This is a genomic window from Kitasatospora gansuensis (assembly GCF_014203705.1).
In the GTDB taxonomy this organism is placed as follows: Bacteria; Actinomycetota; Actinomycetes; order Streptomycetales; family Streptomycetaceae; genus Kitasatospora; species Kitasatospora gansuensis.
Genome location: NZ_JACHJR010000001.1, coordinates 4,406,565 through 4,428,689, shown reverse-complemented (window position 1 = coordinate 4,428,689; position 22,125 = coordinate 4,406,565). Strand labels below are relative to the sequence as shown.

17 protein-coding genes are annotated in these 22,125 nt (G+C 73.2%); 7 read left to right on the top strand and 10 right to left on the bottom strand.

Annotation, left to right across the window (positions count from 1 at the left end):
- Nucleotides 1–39: 39 nt before the first annotated feature.
- Nucleotides 40–246: a hypothetical protein gene (locus F4556_RS19615; RefSeq protein WP_184917878.1), complete on the bottom strand. Its 207-nt coding sequence runs from the start codon at nucleotides 244–246 to the stop codon at nucleotides 40–42.
- Nucleotides 246–3,332, bottom strand: coding sequence for a DEAD/DEAH box helicase (locus F4556_RS19610; RefSeq protein ID WP_184917875.1), 3,087 nt, complete (start codon nucleotides 3,330–3,332; stop codon nucleotides 246–248). The genes F4556_RS19615 and F4556_RS19610 overlap by 1 nt, the downstream gene beginning before the upstream one ends.
- Before the next feature lie 134 nt (nucleotides 3,333–3,466).
- On the opposite strand from F4556_RS19610, the gene F4556_RS19605 reads away from it, so the two are divergent.
- Both F4556_RS19605 and F4556_RS19600 read left to right on the top strand, forming a co-directional pair.
- Nucleotides 3,467–3,997 (top strand): DinB family protein, encoded by a 531-nt coding sequence (locus F4556_RS19605; protein ID WP_184917872.1) that lies wholly within the window; start codon nucleotides 3,467–3,469, stop codon nucleotides 3,995–3,997.
- 93 nt (nucleotides 3,998–4,090) lie between these two features.
- Nucleotides 4,091–4,705: a YceI family protein gene (locus F4556_RS19600; protein ID WP_184917869.1), complete on the top strand. Its 615-nt coding sequence runs from the start codon at nucleotides 4,091–4,093 to the stop codon at nucleotides 4,703–4,705.
- A gap of 22 nt (nucleotides 4,706–4,727) precedes the next feature.
- On the opposite strand, the gene F4556_RS19595 is transcribed toward F4556_RS19600, so the two are convergent.
- A complete protein-coding gene (locus tag F4556_RS19595; protein ID WP_184917867.1) occupies nucleotides 4,728–5,696 on the bottom strand; it encodes a LysR family transcriptional regulator in 969 nt (322 codons plus the stop codon).
- 135 nt (nucleotides 5,697–5,831) lie between these two features.
- Between F4556_RS19595 and F4556_RS19590 the strand changes: the two genes are divergently transcribed.
- The gene (locus F4556_RS19590) at nucleotides 5,832–7,220 is read left to right on the top strand and encodes an MFS transporter (RefSeq protein ID WP_313068365.1); all 1,389 of its coding nucleotides are present in this window, start codon (nucleotides 5,832–5,834) and stop codon (nucleotides 7,218–7,220) included.
- On the opposite strand, the gene F4556_RS19585 is transcribed toward F4556_RS19590, so the two are convergent.
- Nucleotides 7,201–7,719, bottom strand: a complete 519-nt coding sequence (locus tag F4556_RS19585; RefSeq protein ID WP_184917864.1) for a GNAT family N-acetyltransferase — start codon at nucleotides 7,717–7,719, stop codon at nucleotides 7,201–7,203. The genes F4556_RS19590 and F4556_RS19585 overlap by 20 nt on opposite strands.
- Nucleotides 7,720–7,765: 46 nt before the next feature.
- Between F4556_RS19585 and F4556_RS19580 the strand changes: the two genes are divergently transcribed.
- Complete coding sequence (locus F4556_RS19580; RefSeq protein WP_313068364.1) at nucleotides 7,766–8,539, top strand: TetR/AcrR family transcriptional regulator; 774 nt, start codon at nucleotides 7,766–7,768, stop codon at nucleotides 8,537–8,539.
- A 7-nt stretch (nucleotides 8,540–8,546) separates the two neighbouring features.
- Here the strand turns inward: F4556_RS19580 and F4556_RS19575 are convergent, their stop codons facing one another.
- Entirely contained in the window at nucleotides 8,547–9,815 is a 1,269-nt protein-coding gene (locus F4556_RS19575) for a GNAT family N-acetyltransferase (RefSeq protein ID WP_184917858.1), read from the bottom strand.
- A 97-nt stretch (nucleotides 9,816–9,912) separates the two neighbouring features.
- Here F4556_RS19575 and F4556_RS19570 point away from each other — a divergent pair, with 97 nt between their 5' ends.
- Nucleotides 9,913–11,442: a helix-turn-helix domain-containing protein gene (locus F4556_RS19570; protein ID WP_184917855.1), complete on the top strand. Its 1,530-nt coding sequence runs from the start codon at nucleotides 9,913–9,915 to the stop codon at nucleotides 11,440–11,442.
- 68 nt (nucleotides 11,443–11,510) lie between these two features.
- Complete coding sequence (locus F4556_RS19565; protein WP_184917851.1) at nucleotides 11,511–13,517, top strand: DUF8189 domain-containing protein; 2,007 nt, start codon at nucleotides 11,511–11,513, stop codon at nucleotides 13,515–13,517.
- Between the two features lie 7 nt (nucleotides 13,518–13,524).
- On the opposite strand, the gene F4556_RS39485 is transcribed toward F4556_RS19565, so the two are convergent.
- From F4556_RS39485 to F4556_RS19545, 4 genes are all read right to left on the bottom strand, one after another.
- Nucleotides 13,525–14,760 (bottom strand): C40 family peptidase, encoded by a 1,236-nt coding sequence (locus tag F4556_RS39485; protein WP_184917848.1) that lies wholly within the window; start codon nucleotides 14,758–14,760, stop codon nucleotides 13,525–13,527.
- A gap of 205 nt (nucleotides 14,761–14,965) precedes the next feature.
- Nucleotides 14,966–16,039 (bottom strand): hypothetical protein, encoded by a 1,074-nt coding sequence (locus tag F4556_RS19555; RefSeq protein ID WP_184917845.1) that lies wholly within the window; start codon nucleotides 16,037–16,039, stop codon nucleotides 14,966–14,968.
- A 46-nt stretch (nucleotides 16,040–16,085) separates the two neighbouring features.
- Nucleotides 16,086–17,801: a threonine/serine exporter family protein gene (locus tag F4556_RS19550; protein WP_313068363.1), complete on the bottom strand. Its 1,716-nt coding sequence runs from the start codon at nucleotides 17,799–17,801 to the stop codon at nucleotides 16,086–16,088.
- 170 nt (nucleotides 17,802–17,971) lie between these two features.
- The gene (locus tag F4556_RS19545; protein ID WP_184917842.1) at nucleotides 17,972–18,607 is read right to left on the bottom strand and encodes a DedA family protein; all 636 of its coding nucleotides are present in this window, start codon (nucleotides 18,605–18,607) and stop codon (nucleotides 17,972–17,974) included.
- A 106-nt stretch (nucleotides 18,608–18,713) separates the two neighbouring features.
- Here F4556_RS19545 and F4556_RS19540 point away from each other — a divergent pair, with 106 nt between their 5' ends.
- Complete coding sequence (locus F4556_RS19540) at nucleotides 18,714–19,634, top strand: cation diffusion facilitator family transporter (RefSeq protein WP_184917839.1); 921 nt, start codon at nucleotides 18,714–18,716, stop codon at nucleotides 19,632–19,634.
- A gap of 150 nt (nucleotides 19,635–19,784) precedes the next feature.
- On the opposite strand, the gene F4556_RS19535 is transcribed toward F4556_RS19540, so the two are convergent.
- Entirely contained in the window at nucleotides 19,785–22,109 is a 2,325-nt protein-coding gene (locus F4556_RS19535) for an amino acid adenylation domain-containing protein (protein WP_184917836.1), read from the bottom strand.
- Between the last annotated feature and the right edge of the window lie 16 nt (nucleotides 22,110–22,125).

Genomic DNA, 22,125 nt, shown 5'->3' with positions numbered 1-22,125 from the left:
CGGGACCGCACCCTACCAAAGAGCGGGGCTGAGCCGGGGTCAGCTCCCGTCCGGGTTGGACAGCCGGCGGTAGGTCTCGGCCAGCAGGACGCTCAGCTCCCGTCCGCCGATCCGGATGCCGGACGGGCCGAGGCCGTCGGTCGGGAATCCCTCGACGGGGGCGGGGGCAGGGGCAGCGGCTTGCAGGGTGACGTCACCGTCCCAGAAGCGGGCCAGCGGGTCGGGCTTCAGCGGGTCGTGTTCCATCAGACGGCTCCGATCGCGTCGGCGGAGAGGGTGACCAACTCCCGTAGGGTGCTGGGGTCCAGGCCGGTGAGCCACTGTTCCTCGGTGGAGACGGCGGCCTCCGCGAGGGCGCGTTTGGCCTCGATCAGCTCGGCGATCCGTTCCTCGACGGTGCCGACGCAGACCAGGCGGCGGACCTGGACGTCACGGCGCTGGCCGATCCGGAAGGCCCGGTCGGTGGCCTGGTCCTCGACCGCCGGGTTCCACCAGCGGTCGAGGTGGATGACCTGGTTGGCGGCGGTGAGGTTGAGCCCGGTGCCGCCGGCCCGGAGCGAGAGCAGGAAGACCCGGGGGCCGTCGGGGGCCTGGAAGCGCGTGACCAGTTCCTCCCGCCGGTGCTTGGGGACGCCGCCGTGCAGGTAGAGCACCTCCTCGCCGAGCCGCTCGGTCAGGTGCGGCTGGAGCAGCCGGCCGAACTCGGCGTACTGGGTGAAGACCAGCACCCGGTCGCCCTCGGCCAGTGCCTCGGTGAGCAGCTCCTCCAGCCGGGCGACCTTGCCCGAGCGGTCGCCCAACGGCGAGCGGTCGTGCAGGAGTTGGGCCGGGTGGTTGCAGACCTGCTTGAGCTTGCCGATCGCCGCCAGCACGGTGGCCTTGCGCTCGACACCGCGGATGCCCTGCTCCCGGTGCAGGACGTCGGCGACCACCGCCTGGTAGAGCCCGGCCTGTTCGGCGGTGAGGTTGCACCAGACGGTGATCTCCTGCTTGGCGGGCAGTTCGGCGGCGATCACCGGGTCGGTCTTCAGCCGCCGGAGCACGAACGGGCCGCTGAGCCTGCGCAGTTGTGACCCGGCGTCAGCACTGCCGTGCTGCTCGACCGGGACGGCGAACCGCTCCCGGAACGACTCCGTACTGCCGAACAGGCCCGGGTTCGCGAAGTCCAGGATGGCGTGCAGCTCGGCCAGCCGGTTCTCCACCGGCGTGCCGGTGAGCGCGATCCGGTGCACCGTCACCGGGAGCGAACGCAGCGCCCTGGACTGGGCGGTGGCGGAGTTCTTGACGTACTGCGCCTCGTCGGCGACCACCCGCCGCCACTGCGTGCCCGCGAGCGCCCGGGCGTCCCGCTGGAGCACCCCGTACGTGGTGATCACCAGGTCGGCGGGCGGGATCGCCGAGCCGCGCTCGCTGCCGTGGTGGACGTGCACCCGGAGCATCGGCGCGAACCGGGCCGCCTCGCGCTGCCAGTTGCCGACCAGCGACATCGGGCAGACCAGCAGGGTGGGGCCGGTCGCGGCGCCCGCGTGCTGCTCGGCGGCCAGCAGGGCCAGCGTCTGGACGGTCTTGCCGAGGCCCATGTCGTCGGCCAGCACGCCGCCGAGACCCAGCCGGGCGAGGCCGTGCAGCCAGGCCAACCCCCGTTCCTGGTACGGGCGGAGGGTGGCCCCGAAGTCCGGCGGCAGGGCGGGTGCGGCGGTGTCCTGGGTCCGGCCCGCCAGCAGCTCGCCGAGCGGACCGGTGGCGGTGACCTCGGTGATCGGGAGGCCGCCGGCGGTGGCCGTCGGGTCGAGGGCGAGCCGGAGCAGTTCGGCCGTCGGAAGCGATCCGGTGCCGTGCCGGGTAAGGAAGCCGAGGGCGGCGGCAATCTGCCCGGCATCCACCTCGACCCAGCGGCCACGCAGTCGGACCAGGCCCTGCTGGGCGGCCCCGAGGTCAGTCAACTCCTGCTGGGTGAGCTTGACTTCGCCGATCGCGGCCTGCCAGCGGAAGTCCACCACGGCGTCCCGGTCGACCTGGGCGGCCCGCTCCACCGTGCCGGGCGGTGCGGTCCGGGTGGCGGTCAGCGCGAGGCCGAGGCCGGGCCTGCGCTGCCACCAGGCGGGCAGCAGGACGCCGAACCCGGCCTCGGTCAGGGCGGGTGCGGCACTGCGCAGGAAGTCGAGCGCCCCGGCCCGGTCCAGTCGCAGGCCGGTCGGACGGCGGCCCCGGCCGGGGCGCAGCTCGGGACGGCGGAGGGCAGCGCGGTCGAGCTCGGCCAGGTAGCTCTCCACCGGGTCGGCGAGCTGCCGGGCCAGGGCGGCGAACGCCGGTCCACCGTCCCAGAGTTCGGCGGCCGGGATCAGCAGGGAGGGCTGGTCGACCGCCTGGATCAGGAAGTCGAGCTGCCAGTCGTCGTCGTTCGGCCGGCCTTCAGGGTCGCTGTCGGAGGGCCCGAGCGGTTCGGAGAGCCGGAAGCAGAGCCGGACCGGACTGTCCGTCGGGGGCGACCCCGCCAGCCAGACCGCGAGCTGTTCGCGCAGCTCGGCCAGCTCGGCCGCGGGCGCCTCGAACCGTCCGTCGGCGCGGTGGAGCGCGGCCCACCAGGCCACTGACGCACCGTCACCACCAGGAGCCGCGCCGTCCAGCGCGGTCCTGATCTCCTGGTCGACGAAGCGGTCGAGCAGCTCGGCGACCAGCTCCGCCGCACCGGTCCGGCCCTCCGCCAGCACGGCCGGCGGGCAGCCCCGGACCAGCGCGTCCGCCTCCCGCCGGTCGGCCCGCTCGGGGGCGGGCTGCCAGGTGGCGTACGGGATGCCGTCCCGCTCGCGCAGCACCGGCAGTGCCCTGCCCCGGCCGGCCAGCCGCCAGGCCAGGTCGTGGACGGCGGTCAGCCAGCGCAGCGAGGCACCGTACGCGAGCTCCACCGACCCTTCGACGCCCGGGAGTTCGAGGCTGGCGCCGGACCAGTACGGGTCGAACAGCTCGCCCAGCAGCTGGGCCGCCTCGGCCTGCGGGAAGAGCAGCACCGGCACCCGCCACGCGGTCAGCGAGACGCCCCGGCCGGTGGCGCCGATCGGCAGCTGCGGGGAGGGGGTGGGGGCGCCGCTGAGGCTGGGCAGCCGCAGGGTGCTCCACCGTTCGGGGGCCTGTTCGGCGAGCCAGCCGGGGCCGGGGCCGAGGGCGGCGAGCAGCCGGGCCACCTCGGCGGCCGGGGCGGCGAACGGGTGCGCGGTGGCGGCCACCGGGGCACCGCCCGGGCGGTGCAGGCGGGCCGCCGTGTAGGCGCGGGCGTCCTCGGCCCAGAGCGCCAGCGCGCCGTCGGCCCGCCAGAGCGCGTGCAGGGCGTACATCGGCGGGCCTCCCGGGAACGGCAGCAGGGTTTCACCCTAGCCGGAGGGCATAGCGGACAGGATCTGGCCTAGTTGCCGCCTACCTTTGGTCGTACCGAAGCGGGGGAAACCCGCCCGACGAAAAGGTGAGCGACATGGTGGTTCTGGTGGCTGCGGAGACGAACGAGCGCGAGGGGCTGCTGGCCTTCCTGGAGGCGCACCGGGGCGCGGTGCGCCGCTCGGTGCACGGCCTCACCGAGGAGCAGGCGCGGGCCACCCCGACCGCGAGCAGCCTGTCGCTGGGCGGCCTGCTCAAGCACGTGGCCACCTGCGAGCAGCACTGGACCGAGGGCACCCTGATGGGCCGTGAGCTGACCCAGCAGCCCTGGGCGGACCAGCACCGGCTGCTGGACGGCGAGACGGTGGCCGACTGGCTGAAGCAGTACGAGGAGATCGCGGCCGAGACCGACCGGATCATCCGGGCACTGCCGGACCTGGAGACGGACGCGGCCCTGGCGGATGCGCCCTGGTTCCCGCCCAACAGCCGCCGGACGGCGCGCTGGATCCTCACCCACCTGTGCACCGAGGTGGCCCGGCACGCCGGGCACGCGGACATCATCCGGGAGACCCTGGACGGCCGCACCGCCCTGGAGCTGGTCGCGGAGGTCAACGGGGGCCGCGAGTGAGCCTTGGTTGAACATTGAACGAAACCGGGTTATGGTGGTGGCACGCCAACAAGTTGAAGCCTAAACAAATGGCTTCCGACCCGAGGAGAAGCCATGGGCATCTTCAACCGCACCAGCAAGGCCGCCACCACCAGCACCGCCGTCGCCACGGCCCCCGCCGGGCCCGACCTGGCGCACCTGACCGGTGACTACACCATCGACGCCTCGCACAGCGCGATCGGCTTCGCGGTCCGCCACGCGATGGTCACCAACGTGCGCGGCGTCTTCGCCGAGCACGACGGCCTGCTGCACCTGGACGGCAGCAACCCGGAGAACTCCACCGCCGCGCTGACCATCAAGGTCGCCAGCATCGACACCAGCAACACCCAGCGCGACGAGCACCTGCGCACCGGCGACTTCTTCGAGGCCGAGACCTTCCCGGAGATCACCTTCCGCTCCACCTCGGCCGAGCGGCTGCGCGACGACTCGTACCGGATGACCGGTGACCTCACCATCAAGGGCACCACCGGCCAGGTGGTCCTCGACCTGGAGTACACCGGCAGCGCGACGGACGTCTACGGCGCCCAGCGGGTCGGCTTCGAGGGCAGCGCCACCGTCGACCGCACCGCCTGGGGCCTGACCTACAACGCCGCGCTGGAGACCGGTGGCGTGCTGATCGGCGAGAAGGTGAAGCTCAGCTTCGACATCTCGGCCGTGAAGAGCGTCTGAGACCCGACCATCTGACGCCCGGTCACCCGGGCAGCAGCGCGGCATCCTCGGCGGGCAGCCAGCTCACCGGCGGACGCCGCAACCACCCCTCGCGCGAGCCGAGTTCGGCAACCGCCTCGCGCAACGCGGTGAATCCCGGATGACGCAGCTCCGGGCGGTGCACCAGGCTCACCAGACTGAGCGGCACCGGATCGACCAGCGGACGGGTGACGGCCCCGGGTATCCCGGGGCCGCCGGTCGTGGTCAGCATCGCCTCACCGTGCCGGGCCAGATAGTGCCCGACCTCCTCCACCCCGACCGGCGGGCTGTGCGGGGCCGCCGCGAGCAGACCGTGCGCGCCCAGCAGCCGCCGCCCGAGCTCGGTCCACTCGGTGGTCGCCGGGTTCCCCGCGCAGATGTCCACCGGATGCCCCGCCAGCGCGCCCAGCGGCACCTCGGGCAGCGCGGCCAGCGGATGGCCGGACGGCAGGAAGACCGCCATCTCCTCGAACCGCACCGGCAACTGCGCCAGTTGGGACCGCAGCCCGGCCGGCAGTCCGGCGAACCGGCCGAACGAGACGTCCAGCCGATGGGCCGTCAGCTCCGCCGCCGCAGCGGCCAGACCACCGTGGAACCGGGCCAGCAGCTCCAGTTCGGGCCGGGCCGCCCTGGCCGCCGCGAGCAGCCGGACGGCGGTCAGATCGTCCCCGGTGACGTCGTTGTTCAGATCCACCAGCAGCGGCCGGTGCCCGGCCTCCCCGTCCAGCAGCTCGTCGTGCAGCGCCAGCAGCCGACGGACCTTCGGCAGCAGCCGCTCCCCGTCCGGCGTGAGCCGCACGCTGCGGGTGCTCCGGTCGAACAGCCGCAGCCCGAGCGCCTGCTCCAGCGCGCGGACGTCCCGGCTGAGCGCCTGCTGCGCCACGTGCAGCCGCTCGGCGGCCCGGCCGAAGTGCAGGGTCTCGGCGGTCGTGGCGAAGCCGCGCAGCAGACGCGGGTGCAGGTCACGGGGCATCCCCGCACCTTAGACCCTGCGGCTTGACCCCTCATTGACAACAGAACCGCGTGAATCGGGCCGAACAAGTGTTGGACCAGCGCAGCCGGCCGCCGGGAGGCTGGGCACACACCCCGTGCCCACCCCAGGAGTTCCGTGTTCGCCTCGTACCGCCGCCTGTTCGCCGCCCCCGGCGCGCTCGCCTTCACGCTGACCGGCCTGTTCGCCCGGCTGTCCTTCGCGATGACCGGGGTCAGCACCGTGGTGCTGATCGCCACCCGTCGCGACTCGTACGCGCTGGCCGGGGCGGTCTCGGCGGCCGGCGTGGTGGCGGTCGCGGTCGCACTGCCGATCTCCGGGCGGCTGGTGGACCGGTACGGGCAGGGCCGGATCTCTGCCTGGTCCGTGCTGCTGGCGGTCTGGCCGACGGCCGGGCTGCTGCTCTGCGCGCACTTCGGCGCCCCCGCCTGGACGCTCTTCCTCTGCTGCACGGCCTCCGCGGTGGTCCCCAACCTGGGCGGCATGGCCCGGGCCCGCTGGGCGCACCTCTACCGGGACGACCCGGCGGCCCGGCACGTCGCCAACTCCCTCGAACAGGCGCTGGACGAGCTCTGCTTCATGGGCGGCCCGGTGCTCGCCATGCTGCTCTGCACCTCGCTCTTCCCGGAGGCCGGGCTGCTGGCCGGTGTGCTGCTCGGCTCGGCCGGGCTGCTGCTGTTCGCCGCCCAGCGGCGGACCGAACCGCCGGTGCAGCCCCCGGCGGAGACCGCCGGACGGGGCGCGCTGAGGGACGGCGGACTTCGGGTGCTGGTACTGGTCTTCGCCGCGACCGGGGTAGTGTTCGGCTCGATGGAGGTCACCACCATCGCGTACGCCGACGCGCTCGGCCGGCAGCCGTTGGCCGGTGGGCTGTTGGCGCTGGTGGCGGCCGGGTCCTGCGCCTCCGGGCTGGTCCTCGGGCTGTACCGGGGCCGGGCCGGCGCCACCCGGCGGCCAGGCCCTGTCCGGTCGATCTTGTCGGATCAGCGCGCGGCGTTGGGCGCCCGGCTGGGCGTGCGGCCGGAACGGCCTCGTACTGGGTCGTACTTGGCCGTTCCGGCCGTGCGTCCAGGCGGGATGCCCAGCGTCGCGCGCCCGGCAAGATCGGCCGGACAGGGCCTGGTGCTCGGGGTGACGGCGATGACCGTCCTGCTGCTGCTCCCGCTGGCCGCCGGGCTCTCCGGGGCCGGGCTCGCGGTGCTCGGGCTGACGCTGTTCGTGGCCGGTTCGGGGACCGCGCCGACCATGGTGGCCGGGATGACGATGGTTCAGGAGCTGTTGCCCGCCCGGCAGTTGAACGAGGGCATGGGCGTGGCGGTGGCGGGCATCCTGGTCGGGATCTCCACCGGGGCGGCGCTCGGCGGGGTGGTCGCCCAGCAGGCCGCCCCGGGCACCGGCTTCCTGGTGCCAGCCGGGGCCGCCGGGCTGGCCCTGCTGACCGCGCTGGCCGGACGCCGCCGCCTGCGCGCTCGCCCGGCGCCGGGGCTCAGTGCCCTGGCGGCGTGACCGGGAAGCTGTACTCGTACTCGGGCAGCGGGTACCCGCCGGGGAACCAGCCGATCCGGTCGTCGGTGCGGACCGCGCCCGCCCGCTCGTAGAAGGCGATCGCCCGGGTGTTGGCCTGCAGCACCTCCAGGTAGAGGGTGCGGTCGGGGCAGTGCGCCCGGCAGGCGGCCAGCAGCCGGGAGCCGATCCCGCCGCCGGTCAGCCCGGGGCGTACGTGCAGGTTGTCCAGCAGCACCCGGCCGTCCGGCTGCGGGACCAGGTAGGCGAAGCCGTCCAGCTCGGGCCCCCGCTCGGCGAGCAGGAGCAGCGGGGTGTTGGCGGGCTCCCCGTAGTCGACCGTCAGCCGCAGCTCCCAGAGCTCGCGGCGCTCCTCGGCCAGGCCGTCGCCGAGCGCCTCGGCCGGGACCATGCCGGCGTACGTGGTCAGCCAGCTCGCGCTGTGCAGGGCGGCGACCGCCGGGGCGTCGGCGGCGGTACCGGGGCGGATCTCGAGTGCCATGGCATCGAGCCTGTCACACCGGCCCGCCAAGGTAGGCTCCACAGGCGTGGAGCAGCCCAACGACGTCACGGACCCGGTACCGACCCCGAGCGAGCCCGGCAACGCGGAGCTGCCGGGCGGTCGGGCCAGACCGAAGACCGACAAGAGCGAGCAGACCCGGGCCCTGATCCTGGACACCGCGATGCGGCTGTTCAGGGAGCGCGGGTACGACAAGACCACCATGCGGGCGATCGCCGCCGAGGCCGGGGTCTCGGTCGGCAACGCCTACTACTACTTCGAGTCGAAGGAATTCCTGATCCAGGGGTTCTACGACCTGATGACGCACGACCACGCCCGCGACGCCCGGGCCAGGATGGTCGGCCACACCGAGTTCGCGGACCGGCTGGAGATCGCGCTGGTCTCCTGGCTGGACTGCGCGGCGGACTACCACTCCTTCGCCTCGCAGTTCTTCCGCACCGCCGCCGACCCGAACAGCTCGCTCAGCCCGTTCTCGAACGAGTCGCACCCGGCCCGGGCCACGGCGGTCGAGCTGTTCCGCGAGGTGCTGGCCGGCTCCGACCTGAGCAGCAAGCTGGACGCCGAGCTGGTCGAGCTGCTGCCCGACCTGCTCTGGCTGCACCTGATGGTGGTCGTCCTGTACTGGGTCTTCGACCGCACCCCGGACACCGAGCGGACCAGGGAGTTCGTCCGCCGCTCGACGCCGATGGCGGCCCGGATCCTGACCCTCTCCCGCTACCGGGTGTTCCGGCCGATCGTCCGGGACGCCAAGGGCCTGATCCAGGACTTCATCCTGCCGACCATCGGCCGGACGAAGTCCTGATCACCTGTCAGAAGCTGTCCGGGTTCCAGGCTCGCAGCGGGGTACGGAGCAGCAGGTCCGCCTCGGCCGCCGCGCCGGGGCGGAGCTCGGTGGCCAGGCCGCCCGCCACCAGCCGGGGCAGGGTCTCGGCGCCCAGATAGAGGCTGCCCAGTTGGCCGGCGCCGAGCGCCAGGTCGGCCAGGTCCTCGGTACGGGTGCAGCGGCCGGTGCCGTCCGGGGCGACCTCCAGGGCCCAGCGGCCCTCGGTCCAGCCGTCCCGGTCGGTGACCTCGAGCACCGTCCGGCCGGGGGCACCGTACCGGCGGGCGGCGAAGGCAGCAGAAACATCCAGCACCCGGAGCCACATGAAGTCGGCGACCTCCCGGCCCGGCCTGGCCTGCCGGGGGTCGTTCAGCCAGAGCGGCAGCGGGTCGTCGGGGGCGAGGTTCTCGATCTCGACGGTGCGGACCCAGTCCACCGAGAAGGCCAGCCGCCAGAGCGCCACGGCGGTCGGGGCGTCCAGGGCGAGGAAGGCGCCGACGGTGAGCGTGCAGTTGGGGACCGGGCCGTCCCAGTTGTCGTCCAGCCGATAGACCATCAGACCGGTCACGGCGCCGCTCGCGTCGCGGTGCACGGCGGCGAACGGCTCCTTCCAGTCGAAGCCCGGCAGCGTCACCTCACCGGTGACCAGCTGCCAGTAGTACGGCTTGCGGGCGATCGCTCCCGGCTGGCCGCGCCGCCAGCGTTCGTGCAGGTCGGGGCCGAGCTCGCGGAGCTCGGCCATGGTGACGAAGTCGATCCGGCCGCCGGGGCTCTCCGGCAGGTCCGCGCGCAGGCCGCCGGACTCCTTGACGTCGATCCGCAGGCCGGCGTTGGCGGTGGCCGGGCCGAAGCCGAACCGGCCGTAGATGTTGTACTCGGCCGCGATCAGGATGGCGACCGGGCAGCCGCGCCGGTGCGCGTCGGTCAGGTCGGTGGTCATCATCCGGCTGAGCAGGCCGCGGCGGCGGTGGGTGGAGTTGACCGTCACCCCGGTGATCGCGTCGGCCCGGACGGTGCCGCCGCCCGGGACGGTCAGCTCGATGTCGAAGCTGCGGAAGGTGGCCACGCAGCGGGTCGGGTCGAACGGGTCGAAGGCGCCCTGGAAGCGGTTCGGCTCGAACTGGAGCCGGCGGTACTCGACGCCGTCCGCGACGTGCGGCCGCAGGAAGCCCCGCGCCAGCGCCCGGTCCCAGGCCGGGAGCTCCTCCTCCGTGATGTACCGGATGTCCGCGTTGTCGCTTCGCTCATTGCCCATCCCGTCACGGTACGACGACCCGTCAGGAGCGGCATCCGGTTTTTTCCAGCACCCTCCCAGGCTTTTCTCATCTCACATATGAGATATCGTCTGCCCAATGAGCGACGACTACCTCCAGCGCATCGGCGGCCTCATCCGCACCGCCCGCGAGCACAAGGGCAAGACCCAGGGCCAGCTCGCGGCGGCCCTCGGCACCAGCCAGAGCGCGGTCAACCGGATGGAGAAGGGCCAGCAGAACCTCACGCTGGAGATGGTCGCCCGGATCGGCGAGGCGCTGGACAGCGAGATCGTCTCGATCGGCTACGCCGGGCCGATGCACCTGCGGGTCGACGGCGGACGGCAGTTGAGCGGCGCGATCGACGTCCGCACCAGCAAGAACGCCGGCGTCGCGCTGCTCTGCGCCTCGCTGCTCACCACCGGCCGCACCACCCTGCGCCAGGTGGCCAGGATCGAGGAGGTCTACCGGATCCTCGAGGTGCTCGCCAGCATCGGCGTCAAGGCCCGCTGGACCAACGACGGCCGCGACCTCGAACTCACCCCGCCCGCCCGGCTCGACCTGGACTCGATGGACGAGGCCGCCGCCAAGCGGACCCGCAGCGTGCTGATGCTGCTCGGTCCGCTGATGCACCGCGCCGAGCAGTTCCGGCTCCCGTACGCGGGCGGCTGCGACCTCGGCACCCGGACGGTGCAGCCGCACCTGGCCGCGCTGCGGCAGTTCGGCCTGGAGGTGGCCGCCACCGACGGCAGCTACCACGCCCGGGTCGAGGCCGGGGTCTCGCCGGGGCGGCCGATCGTGCTGACCGAGCGCGGGGACACCGTGACCGAGAACGCGCTGATGGCCGCCGCCCGGCACGACGGCGTGACCGTGATCCGCAACGCCAGCCCGAACTACATGGTCCAGGACCTGTGCTTCTTCCTGGAGCAGCTCGGGGTGAAGATCGAGGGCATCGGCACCACCACGCTCACCGTGCACGGCCGGCCCGATATCACCTGTGACGTCGACTACGCGCCCGCCGAGGACCCGGTCGAGGCGATGAGCCTGCTCGCCGCCGCCGTGGTGACCTCCTCCGAGCTGACCATCCGTCGGGTGCCGATCGAGTTCCTGGAGATCGAGCTCGCCGTCCTGGAGGGGATGGGCCTGGACCACGACCGCACCCCCGAGTACCCGGCCCGCAACGGCCGCACCCGGCTGGTCGACCTGACGGTCCGTCCGTCCAAGCTGACCGCCCCGATCGACCGGATCCACCCGATGCCGTTCCCCGGCATCAACATCGACAACGTCCCGTTCTTCGCGGTGATCGCCGCCGCCGCGCACGGCACCACCCAGATCAACGACTGGGTCTACGACAACCGCGCCATCTACCTCACCGACCTCACCCGGCTCGGCGCCGACGTCACCCTGCTCGACCCGCACCGCGTCCTGATCCAGGGCCCCACCCGCTGGCGGGCCGCCGAAACCGTCTGCCCGCCGGCCCTGCGCCCCGCCGTCGTCATGCTGCTCGCCATGCTCGCCGCCGAGGGCACCTCGGTGCTGCGCAACGTCTACGTGATCAACCGCGGCTACGAGGACCTGGCCGAACGCCTCAACTCGATCGGCGCGAGCATCGAGACCTTCCGCGACATCTGACCCCGAACGATCCCCTGACCGGGCCGGACCGGTAGCCTCCGGTCCTCGGCTTCGCTCCAGGGGGATACATGCGTTCGATCAGGTCCGCCACGGTTCTGGGGCTGCTCGCCTCATCGCTGGTCTGCTGGCCGGTGCCGTCGGCCCAGGCAGTGCAACTGACACCGAGCATGGTGCAGATCGTCGCGCACGAGGACGACGACCTGCTGTTCATGAACCCGGACGTCTCCAACGGGATCGCCGCCGGCATCCCCACGCTGACCGTGTACCTGACGGCCGGTGAGAACGTGCCCGGCGCGGTGCCCGGCATGACCCCGGAGGAGTACGCCGCGAGCCGGCAGAACGGGATCAGGTCCTCGTACGCCGCGATGGCCGGCGCCGGCGGCGACGGTTGCATCCTGGCCGTCGCCGGGCCGGGCGGCTGCTGGACCGAGGACGTCGACCACGAGCTGCTCGGCCCGGGCAAGTTCGTGCAGCGCTTCTTCCTCGACAGCCACCCGACGGTGCAGTTGGCGTTCCTGAACCTCGCGGAGGCGGGCGACGGCCGCTTCAACGAGGGCAACACCCTGCGCAAGCTGGCGACCGACCCGAACCTGGTCAGCGACATGCTGGACATGGGCGGGCGGGATCCCGAGATCCCGGACGCGTACCGGGTCGACGGCGGGGACGTGGTGGACATCCTGAAGAGCCTGCTCACCGAGACCGGGGCGACCCTGATCCGGGCCCAGGACTCGGCGCCGGACAAGGTCGAGTGGGTCAGGGACTGGCTCCCCGACCACGACCACGAGGACCACGTCTACGCGAGCCGGATCGCGGACCGGGCCGCGGCGGCCTACCGGAGCGTGAACCCGCGCACCCTGCTGGAGCACTACCGGCAGTACAACATCGACTCGATGCCCGGCAATCTGATGCCGAGCCAGGCGGCCGAGAAGAAGGCCCGGTTCGTCGACCGCTACCTGCCGCACGACCCGTGGCTCCAGGGCCACCTGGAGCCCTCGTACAACCAGTGGTGGGCGGCGCAGTACTCCCGGACGCCGCGCCCGGTCCAGGCCGCGATCACCGACCCGAACGGGGTCCTGCACCTCTTCGTCGTCCTGGGCGGCTCGCTGTGGGAGTGGACCCGGACCGACTCCGCGCAGTCGACCGCCCCGGTGTGGAGCGGTCCGGTCGACCGCGGCAATCCCGGTGGGGCGCTGGCCGCCGGGCTCTCGGCCGCCCGCAACAAGGACGGCCGGATCGAGGTGTTCGGCCAGCGCTCCGACAACGGCGAGCTGGTCTCCCTGTTCCAGAACGGCTCCGGCTGGGGCTGGGGGTCGCTCGGCAACCCGAACCTGCCCGCGGACGCGACCAGCGTGAGCTCCCCCGTCGTGGTGCCGAACGAGGACGGCCGGCTCCAGGCCTTCGTCCGCAACGCCGGAGGCGGCGTCAGCACCCGCTGGCAGCTCGCCGTGAACGGGGCGTGGAGCGGCTGGGCCGACATGCAGGGCGACCACGTCCAGGGGCCGGTCACCGCGGTCGTCACCTACGACAAGCGGATCGAACTGTTCGCCCCGGTCTCCGGGAACTCCGCCCGCGTCCTGCACTGGTTCCAGCCCGCGATCAACGCCCCGTTCCAGGTCGACCAGCAGTTCCCGGCCGCCCGGCCGGCCAGCGGGCTGTCGGCCGGCACCGACGCGGACGGCCGGATCGAACTGGTCTACCGCGAGGCCGGCACCGGCGGCGCGATGACGATCTATCAGAACGCGCCCGGCGGTGGCTGGAGCGGCCCCTCCGCCGTCGGCGGCAGCAGCGCCAAGCCCGGAGGCACCGGCGAACTGGCCGTGGCCACCGGCACGGACGGCCGGATGGTGATCGCTGCCCGCAACCAGGGCGGCGGCGTCAGCCTCTCCCAGCAGGCCACCGCGGGCCAGGCCTTCGGCGGCTGGACGGACGCGCGCGGCTACATCGTCGGCAACCCGATGTCGGTGGTCAACGGCCACGGCAACGTCACCCTGATCGGACTCAAGCCGAACGGCGCCCTCGCCGAGTACCGCCGGGACGGCTACGAGGCGTCCGCCAGCTGGCACGCCGTGGGGTGACCGCCCGTCACGGGCGGCCGTAGAAGTCGGGGCGGCCCATGATCCAGAGGCTGGCCTGTTTGATGGCCATGCCCGGGCGGGGGGCCTCGATCATCTGGTCGTCGCCGATGTAGAGGGCGACGTGGTGGATGTCGCGGGCGCGGCCGGTGTCGGTCCAGAAGACCAGGTCGCCGGGGCGGAGTTGGGCGTAGCTGACCGGGGTGGACTCGGCGTACTGGTCGGCGGCGAAGTGGGTCAGGCTCTTGCCCGCGCGGCGCCAGGCCATCATGGTCAGCCCGGAGCAGTCGTAGCCGGCCGGGCCCTCGCCGCCCCAGATGTAGGGCAGGCCGATCTTGGAGCGGGCGAAGGCGATGGCGGCCTCGGCACCGCCGGCCGACCAGGGGGACTCGGCGAAGGAGTCGGCGGAGTCATTGGAGGGACGGGCCGCAGCGGCTGCGGCCGCCGCCCGGGCGTCCTCCTCGGCCTGCCGCGCGGCGGCCGCTTCGAGTGCCTCCCGGCGCTGCCGCTCCAGTTCCAGAGTGGTGTTGCGGGCGGTGGCCAGGGCGGCGAGCAGCTGCTCGCGGCGGGCGGTGATCTCGGTGACCTGGGTCTGCTGGGCGGCCAGCCGGGCCTCGGCCCGTTCCTTGGCCTGCCGGACGGCGTCGGCCGCCCGGACCGCCTCGGCCTCGGCGGCTCCGGCGGCCTCGGCGGTACGGGCGGCCTCGGCGGCGGTGGCCGTGGCGGTGTCCAGGATGTCCCTGGTCCGGGCGCCGACCATGCCGATGGCGGCGGCCTGGGCGCTGATCGCCCGGGGTCCTTCGGCGCCCAGCAGGGCGTCGAGGGCGGAGAGTTGGGCACTCGCACCCTGCCGGTAGGTCTCGGCGGCCAGCTCGGCGGCCCGTTCGGCGGCCGCCACCCGGGCGGCGGCGGCGACCGCGGCCTCCGCCCCGGTCCTGGCGGCTTCGGCCCGGGCCCGGGTCAGCCGGGCCTGGGCGCCGTTGTAGGCCTCGACGGCCTGCTCGGCCTCCCGGCCGGCCCGGTCGAGCTCGGTCTGGGCGGCGGTGAGCCGGACCTCGATCGCGGCGCCGTCGGCGGCCCTGGCGGTCTCCTCGGCCTTGGCGGCGGCGAGGTCGTCGGCGGTGGGGTACGGGTCGTCGGCCGGGGCGGCGATGCCGGGTGCGGCGGGGGCCGCACCGGCGGCGGGCAGCAGTCCGAACAGACCGGAGAGGGTGAGCAGGAGGGTCGGGAGGATTCTGCGAGCCACGGGGTGTCCCTCTCGCGACGGCTGACGGTGGATCAAATATCCCATCAAGTGATAAATCGGTCACTCGTTGTCATAGTTTCAGACCTGACGGTGCCTCAGCGCCATACCCACACGGCCGGGCGGGTGAGATGTCGGATTGTCAGCCCCGTTCGGGCGGCGGCGCCCGGCGCACGACCGCCCGGCGGCCCGAGCGCCCCTCGAACCGTCAGTGCGGCCGCCGGGCCTGCGGGTGCGGCAGCCGGGGCGCGGCGATGGTCCGCAGGCGCCGGTACGGGGCGTGCGGCTCGGGCCCGGACCGCACGGAGGGCCGAACCGCGTACGTCCGGGTCCGGCCGGCCCGGACCGTCCGGCGGCGGGCCACCGCCGGGGAGGTGCGTTCGGGAGCGGCGACCGGGCCGGGGGTCAGCGCGGTGGCCCGGCGGTCGGCCAGCCGGGCGGAGCGGCGGGCCAGCGCCCTGGCCTCGTGGGCGTCCAGGTGGGCGGTGGCCCGGGCGGCCATCCGCTCGGCGACCCGGTGGGTGGCGGTGTGGTGGGCGGGGACCTTGTCGGGTGCCCCCGCGATCAGGTCGAAGAGCCAGGTCCGCGCGCGGTCCGCGCGGGCGTGCAGCCGCCGCTCGCGCCGGACGGCCCGCGCCCTGCGCCGGGGCCGGGTGGCGTACCGCCAGCGGGCCCAGGGGCTGGTCGGCCGGGCCAGCCGGATCGCGCCGATCCAGGACAGGCCGGGGACCATGATGCCGAGCAGCCCGGTCCACACCTTGCCCTTGAACAGCGCGACGATCGAGACCAGCGCGTTCACGCTGATCACCGCGACCAGACCCCAGCGGGTGTCCTGCCCCGGCACCACGCCGAGCGGCACGTACCCGGTCAGCAGCAGCGCGGTGAACAGGATGCCGAAGATCACCGCGTCCACCGACTTCCGGCCCTGCGCGCTCCAGTACACGTCGTCCAGGTGCAGGATCAGCGCGAACTCGTCCAGCACCAGCCCGCAGCCGATGCCGAAGCTGAACCCGAACCAGTCGCTCCACGGCGCCGCGCCGTTGGTGGCGAACACCCCGATCCCGCCGAGCAGCAGGAAGCCGAGGCCGAACACCATGTGGTGGATGTGCAGACCGCCCGGCGTGATGTTGCCGGGCCACCAGCGCACCTTGGCCCGGATCATCCGCACGCTGACCCGGATCAGCACGAACGACAGGATGAAGCCCGCCAGCAGCAGGAACAGCGGCTGCTTGTGCGCGGCCACGATGTGCGTCCGGTAGCCGTCCAGCAGGGCTTCGATCATGCGTCGTACCTTCGTTCCGTCCTGACCCCAGGTCAGTGACCGGGGGTCAGAAACCGCGGGTCCGCTTGGCCGCCCGGCGCGGCACCAGCAGGTAGGGGGCGAGCCGTTCGCCGTCCGCCCCGGCGCCCCGGGTGCCTCCGGTGACCTGACCGCCCGGCAGCGCGCTGGGCATCTTCATGAAGAGACGCGCGATCTCCCCTCCGAGGTTCACCCCGACCGCCAGCGCGAGCGCCAGCGCGGCCGCCCGGCCGACCTGGACCACACCGCCCACCGGGTTGTTCTGGGTGAAGGCCAGCATCCCCAGGTAGATCGCCGACCCCGGCATCAGCGGCCCGAGCGCGGCGGTCACGTACGGCAGCGCGGAGGTCGCCTGGTAACGGGCGGTCAGCTGGCCGAACAGGCCGACCAGACCGGCCGCTATCCCGGTGGCGACGATCGGCGAGATCTGCGCGTTGTACGCCAGCACCCCGTACGTGGACCAGCCGATGCCGCTGTTCAGGGTGACCAGCGCGAGGATCCGGCGGTCGGTCTGCAGCAGCATCGCGAAGGCCAGGGTGAGCACCATCGCCGCCACCAGCTGCACCGGCGGGTGGCTGATCCCGATCAGACTCTCGCTCGGGTTCAGGTTCGGGTCGAGTTTGGAGCCCGCGTAGAGCACCAGCATCACGCCGATCACGATGCCCGCGACCAGGTACAGCACCTCGAGCAGCCGGGCGGCGGCGGTGATGTAGAAACCCGTCAGACCGTCCTGCACGGCGGCCACCAGGGCCCGGCCCGGCAGCAGCGCGAACAGTCCACCGGTGATCACCACCGAACCGCGCAGGCCGAGGTGATTGAGCGACAGCACGATGCCGGAGACCGCGGCGGGCATCGCCGCCAGCACGAACTGATAGAACTCCGGCAGCCCGCGCCGGGCGATCAGCGAGGCCAGCCGGTCACCGAGTATCGCGGCCACGAAGGCGTTCGCGAAGACCAGCCAGGCCTTGGCGTCCAGCTTGCCGCCGACCAGGAAGGTGGCCGCCCCGGCCAGCAGGCCGGTGGCCAGCGCCAGCAGCCAGGTCGGGTACGGGTGCCGGTTGCGGCGGATCGCGGCGAGCCGGCGGTAGGCGTCGTTCACCGTCAGCCGTTCGGCGGTGATGTCGGCCACCAGCCGGTAGACCGCGGCCAGCCGGGTGTAGTCGGAGGTCCGGCGGCGGACCACCCGGTCGGCGGTGACCGGGGGTTCGACCAGCGAGGGCTGGTAGGAGATGCCGATCAGCGTGAAGGTGACCTGCGGCTCGCAGTGGTCGAGGCCGTAGGCGTGCGCGATGCCGAGCATCGCCGCCTCGACGTCCTCGGCGGCCTCACCGCTGGCCAGCAGCAGTTCGCCGATCCGCAGCGTCAGGTCGAGCACCCGCGGCACGTTGCGCTTCACCGCGGACTCGGGCTTCTGCTCCCGCTGGGTCCGCTCGTACGCGGGCCGCTCGGCCATCGGCGTGCGCAGCAGGGTGCGCATCCGGTCCGGCCAGGGGGCCTCGCCGGGCGCGCCCTGACGGAGCATCGGGACCGCGATCCCGGTCGGCGGACTGAAGCCGACCGCCCGCCAGACCTCGGGGGTCAGCGTGTCCTCGGGGTTCCAGACCGGCTCGGCCGACTCGGCCGGGCTGAGCAGACCCTCGGTCTGCTGCGGCGGCGGGGCCAGCGGGATGACGGTCTGCTGCTCGACCGGGGGCGCGGCCGAACCGAGCAGGCCCTCGGTGGGCGGAGCCTCGCTCGGGGGCACCGGCTTCCGTGTCGTCGGCCGGGGCGGCCTGCCGCCCCTGACCTTCTTGCCGCCACCGGGTCGGCCCCGGCCCCGCTTCGGCACTGCCGCTCCTCCGCCGCCCCGCTCCGCATGGTGATCGTCGGTCCCACCTTGCCCGATCGTACGGCCGGATGCACAACAGCCTGAGTTCAGCTCGTGCGCTGGGCGGTCCGACGGGCCCTCAGGAGTTCGACCGCGACCGGGATCACCGAGACCAGCACGATCGCGATCAGGATCGCCTCGATGTTCTCCCGGACGAACGGGATCTGGCCGAGGAAGTACCCGAGCACGGTGACCCCGGCGCCCCAGAGCACGCCACCGACCACGTTGTAGACCACGAAGGTGCGGTAGTTCATCCGGCTCACGCCCGCCACGATCGGGGTGAAGGTCCGGACGATCGGCACGAACCTGGCCAGCACGATCGCCTTCGGCCCGTGCCGGTCGAAGAAGGCGGCGGCCTTCTCCACGTTCTCCTGCTTGAACAGCCGGGAGTCGGGGCGGCGGAACAGGCTCGGTCCGACCTTGCGGCCGAACAGATAGCCGACCTGGTCACCGGCCACCGCGGCCAGCACGATCAGCCCGCAGACCAGCCAAAGCGGCTGGTCCAGGAACGTGCCGTCCGCCACCAGCAGCCCGGCGGTGAACAGCAGCGAGTCGCCCGGCAGGAAGAAGCCGATCAGCAGACCCGACTCGGCGAACACGACGGCCAGGATGCCGACCAGCCCGAAGGTGGAGATCAACGTGGTCGGGTCGAGCCAGGAGGGGCCGAGGGCGAGGCTGGTCACGGGCAGGGCTCCTCAGGGCGGTTAGGCAAAGAAATAGTAAAGCATCGGTCGGATAAGCGGCGCGTGAAGGCCAAGATTCCCGGCAAACCGGACATAATTTCGGATCATGAGCAGCAACGAAGCCGAGGAGAGCCTCGGCACTGTGATCGTGGCGGGGCTCTGCAACCTGGGGATCGCGGTCGCCAAGGCGGTCGCCGGAGTGGTCAGCGGCTCCAGCGCGATGCTCTCCGAGGCGGCGCACTCGTTCGCCGACACGGTCACCGAATTGCTGCTGTTCGCTTCGATCAAACGCGGCGCCCGCCCCGCCGACGATGCCCACCCGTTCGGCTACGGCCGGGAGCGCTACCTCTGGGCCCTGCTCGCCTCGGTCGCCACCTTCGTCGGCGGCGCGGTCTTCTCGGTCAACGACGGCATCCACACCCTGGTGGACGGCGAGGAACTGGGCAGCCCGACCCTCTCCTACATCGTGCTCGCGGTCGCCTTCGTCCTGGAGGGCATCTCGCTGCGACGCGCCGTGCTCCAGGTCCGGGCCGAGTCCGCCCGGCTCGGCGCCGGCACCCGGCAGTACCTGCGGCACACCCCCGACACCGCCGTGAAGGCGGTCTTCCTGGAGGACTCGGCCGCCCTGGTCGGCCTGCTGCTCGCCTTCGGCGGCCTGCTCGGCGCCCAGCTCACCGGCTCCGCCGTCTGGGACGGCGTCGCCTCGCTGCTGATCGGCGCCCTGCTCGCCTGGGTGGCGTACGTGCTCGGCCGGGACAACTCCTCCCTGCTGATCGGCCGTTCGCTCCCCCAGCCGATCGAGGACCGGATCGAGGAGACCCTCCGTCAGCAGCCGCACGTGGAAGCCGTCCTGGAGCTGATCACCATCCTGCACGGCCCCAAGGAGGTCCTGGTCGCCGCCAAGGTCGACTTCTCCGACCTCGCCACCGCCGCCGAGGTCGAACAGGCCTGCGACACCGCCGAACAGGCGGTCCGCACCGCGTTCCCCGCGGTCACCCGCATCTACCTGGACCCCACCCCCGGCTAAGCCACCAGGGGCTCGGGGAACTGCGACGCCGACCTCGTACAAGGTGATCCGTGCGTAGCTGGTCAGGCACTTTCGCAGTGACCCGAACGCCAGATCTCCTCGCAGTTCCCCGAGCCCCTGACCGTAGATGCTCGATCGCCTGCAAAAAAGTCAGAGCCCGTACCGCTCCACGATCTCCCGGTGCGGGGCCACGTCCACGCCCGCTGCGGCGGCGAGTTCGGGCCAGCTGAGCGGGTGGTCCCAGCCCTTGGTGAGGGTGGTGAGGATCGCGTCGGCCTCCGCCGCCGAGGCGAGCGGCGGCACGCCGAGTGCGGCGTAGACGCCGGGCAGCGCGACCCCCGTCCCGGGGTCCTGCAGCGTGTAGCCGTCCCCGCTGTGCGCCCAGACCGCGAAACCCGCGTCGGTGAGCGCCTCGCGGAACGCCACCCAGCGGGCCGTGCCCGGCCAGACCCCGTCCAGCCACCAGGTGGTGAAGCCCGCCGGATCGAGCAGGGTGAGCAGCTCGAAGGCGGGACGCCAGTCGCGGTCCTGGTCCTCGGGGGCCTCGTTCAGCAGGGTGGGGCCGAAGACCACCACGTCCCCGTGATTGAGCGTCAGGTCGTCGCCGAGTACGGGCATGATCCGGGCGGTGGCCGGCCCGGTCCGGATCGCCGGGAGGTCCGCGGGGCTGCCGTTGCTGCGCCTGGCCCGGACGGTGACGATCTGCCACTCCTCGTCCACCGGGCCGCTGTCCTGCTCGAAGTCGAGGCCGAGCAGGGCGCCGGTGGAGCGGACCACCGCCCAGTCGCGGTTGGCGCTGGCGACGGTGACCAGGTGCCACAGGTCGGTGCCCTGCACGGCGCGGTGCTGGAGGTCGGCGGGCGTGCCCTCGGCCGGCAGGGCGTGCGCCAGCAGGTCCTGGTAGAGCCGCTGGGCGGTGCGGTGGTCGCCGAGCCGGGTGGCGGCCAGCGCGCCGAGCCGACGCGGGTTGATCCGGCTCGGGTCCTCGACGATCATCGCGGCGCAGTGCTCGCCGACCTCGGCCCAGCGACCCTCGGCGGCGGCCCAGCGGGCCCTGACCCAGTACGCGTCGGCGGGGCTGTCCGCCATCAGCCGGTCGGCCAGCCGGCGGATGCCGTCGCCGTCCCCGGCGTCGATCAGCGCGGCGGACAGCACCCGGGCCAACTGGTCGTTGGCCGGGTCGAGTTCGAGCCGCGCCCAGAGCAGGTCGGCGGCCGCCCTGGCGTGGCCGAGTGCGCCCAGCGCCCCGGCCAGGCCGATCAGCAGGTCGGTCGCCGGAGCGGCCGTGTGGGCGGCGGCCAGCAGGTCGGCGGCCTGCTCGCCGGCCAGCGAGTGCCCGGCCAGCCAGTCGCGGAACTCCTCGACCGGCACCGGGAGTTCGGCCACCGGCAGGGCATCGGCGGCGGACCGCAGCGCGGCCACCCGGTCGGCCACCCCGTCGGTGCGGCGGAGCAGGCCGAGCTTGCGCTCGCCGGTGCCGGCCAGCGTCCTGGCCACCTCCCGGGCGCCGCGCCGGACAGCCAGCCGGCCGGCCACCAACAGCAGGTCCAGGCAAGGGCGGTGGGATCCCGCCGCGTCCAGATAGCCGACCCAGTGCGCCAGCCGGGCGCCCAGCTCGGCGTCGTTGAGGTAGGCGTCGGCCTCGACCAGTTCGGCCACCGCGCAGGCCCAGCGGTACCTGATGTCGGCGAAGTTCTCCGCCTCCTCGGGGCTGGGCAGCTGCACCAGCGCGGCTTGGGCCCGCCCCAGCGTGGCCAGCATCAACGCCCGGCCGACCGCAAGCTTTCGGCGGTCGTCCTCGTCCAACTGCCGCCGGGTGGCCAGGAATCCGGCCTCGGCGGTGTCGTACGCGTCCAGCGCTTCCTGCGGCCGGCCGAGCCGGTACAGCGCGGAGGCCCGGCTGTGCCCGAAGGCCAGTGAGACCTGCTCGCCGGCCGCCAGGATCCGGGCCTGGGCCCGGTCCAGGTGGGCGAGGGCGGCCTCGGCCCGGCCGTCGTCCTCCAGGGTGTCGGCGTACTCCCGGGAGAGGCAGTCGAAGCAGGCCCGGGCCGGTTCGACCCGGGCCAGGGTCTCCTCCAGCACCGCGAGCCGCTCGGGCACGTAGCCGGGGCCGTCGATGTTGGCGTGGCAGATGGTGAAGTCCTGTACCGCGCAGACCGACTGCGGACAGGACTCGGTCTCCGGCCGGTGCGCGAACTCCAGCAGTGAGACCGCCTCTTCGAGCGCCGCCTCGCCCTGGTGACGCTTGTTCAGCAGGTTCTGCAGCCGCCAGTGCCGCAGGAAGACCTCGACCCACGGCAGGTCGAGCGCCCGGGCGGCGGCCAGCGCCTCCGGGAAGACCGCGTCCAGCTGCTCGTTCCGCCCCTCGACGGCGTGTCCGGCGATCTCCGCCAGTGCGTCGGCCAGCCGGTGCTGGCCGGACTCCACCAGGCGGGCGTGGTTGTCGTGCACCCAGGCCCAGATGTCGGTGCTCATACGGCGTCCCCCTGGC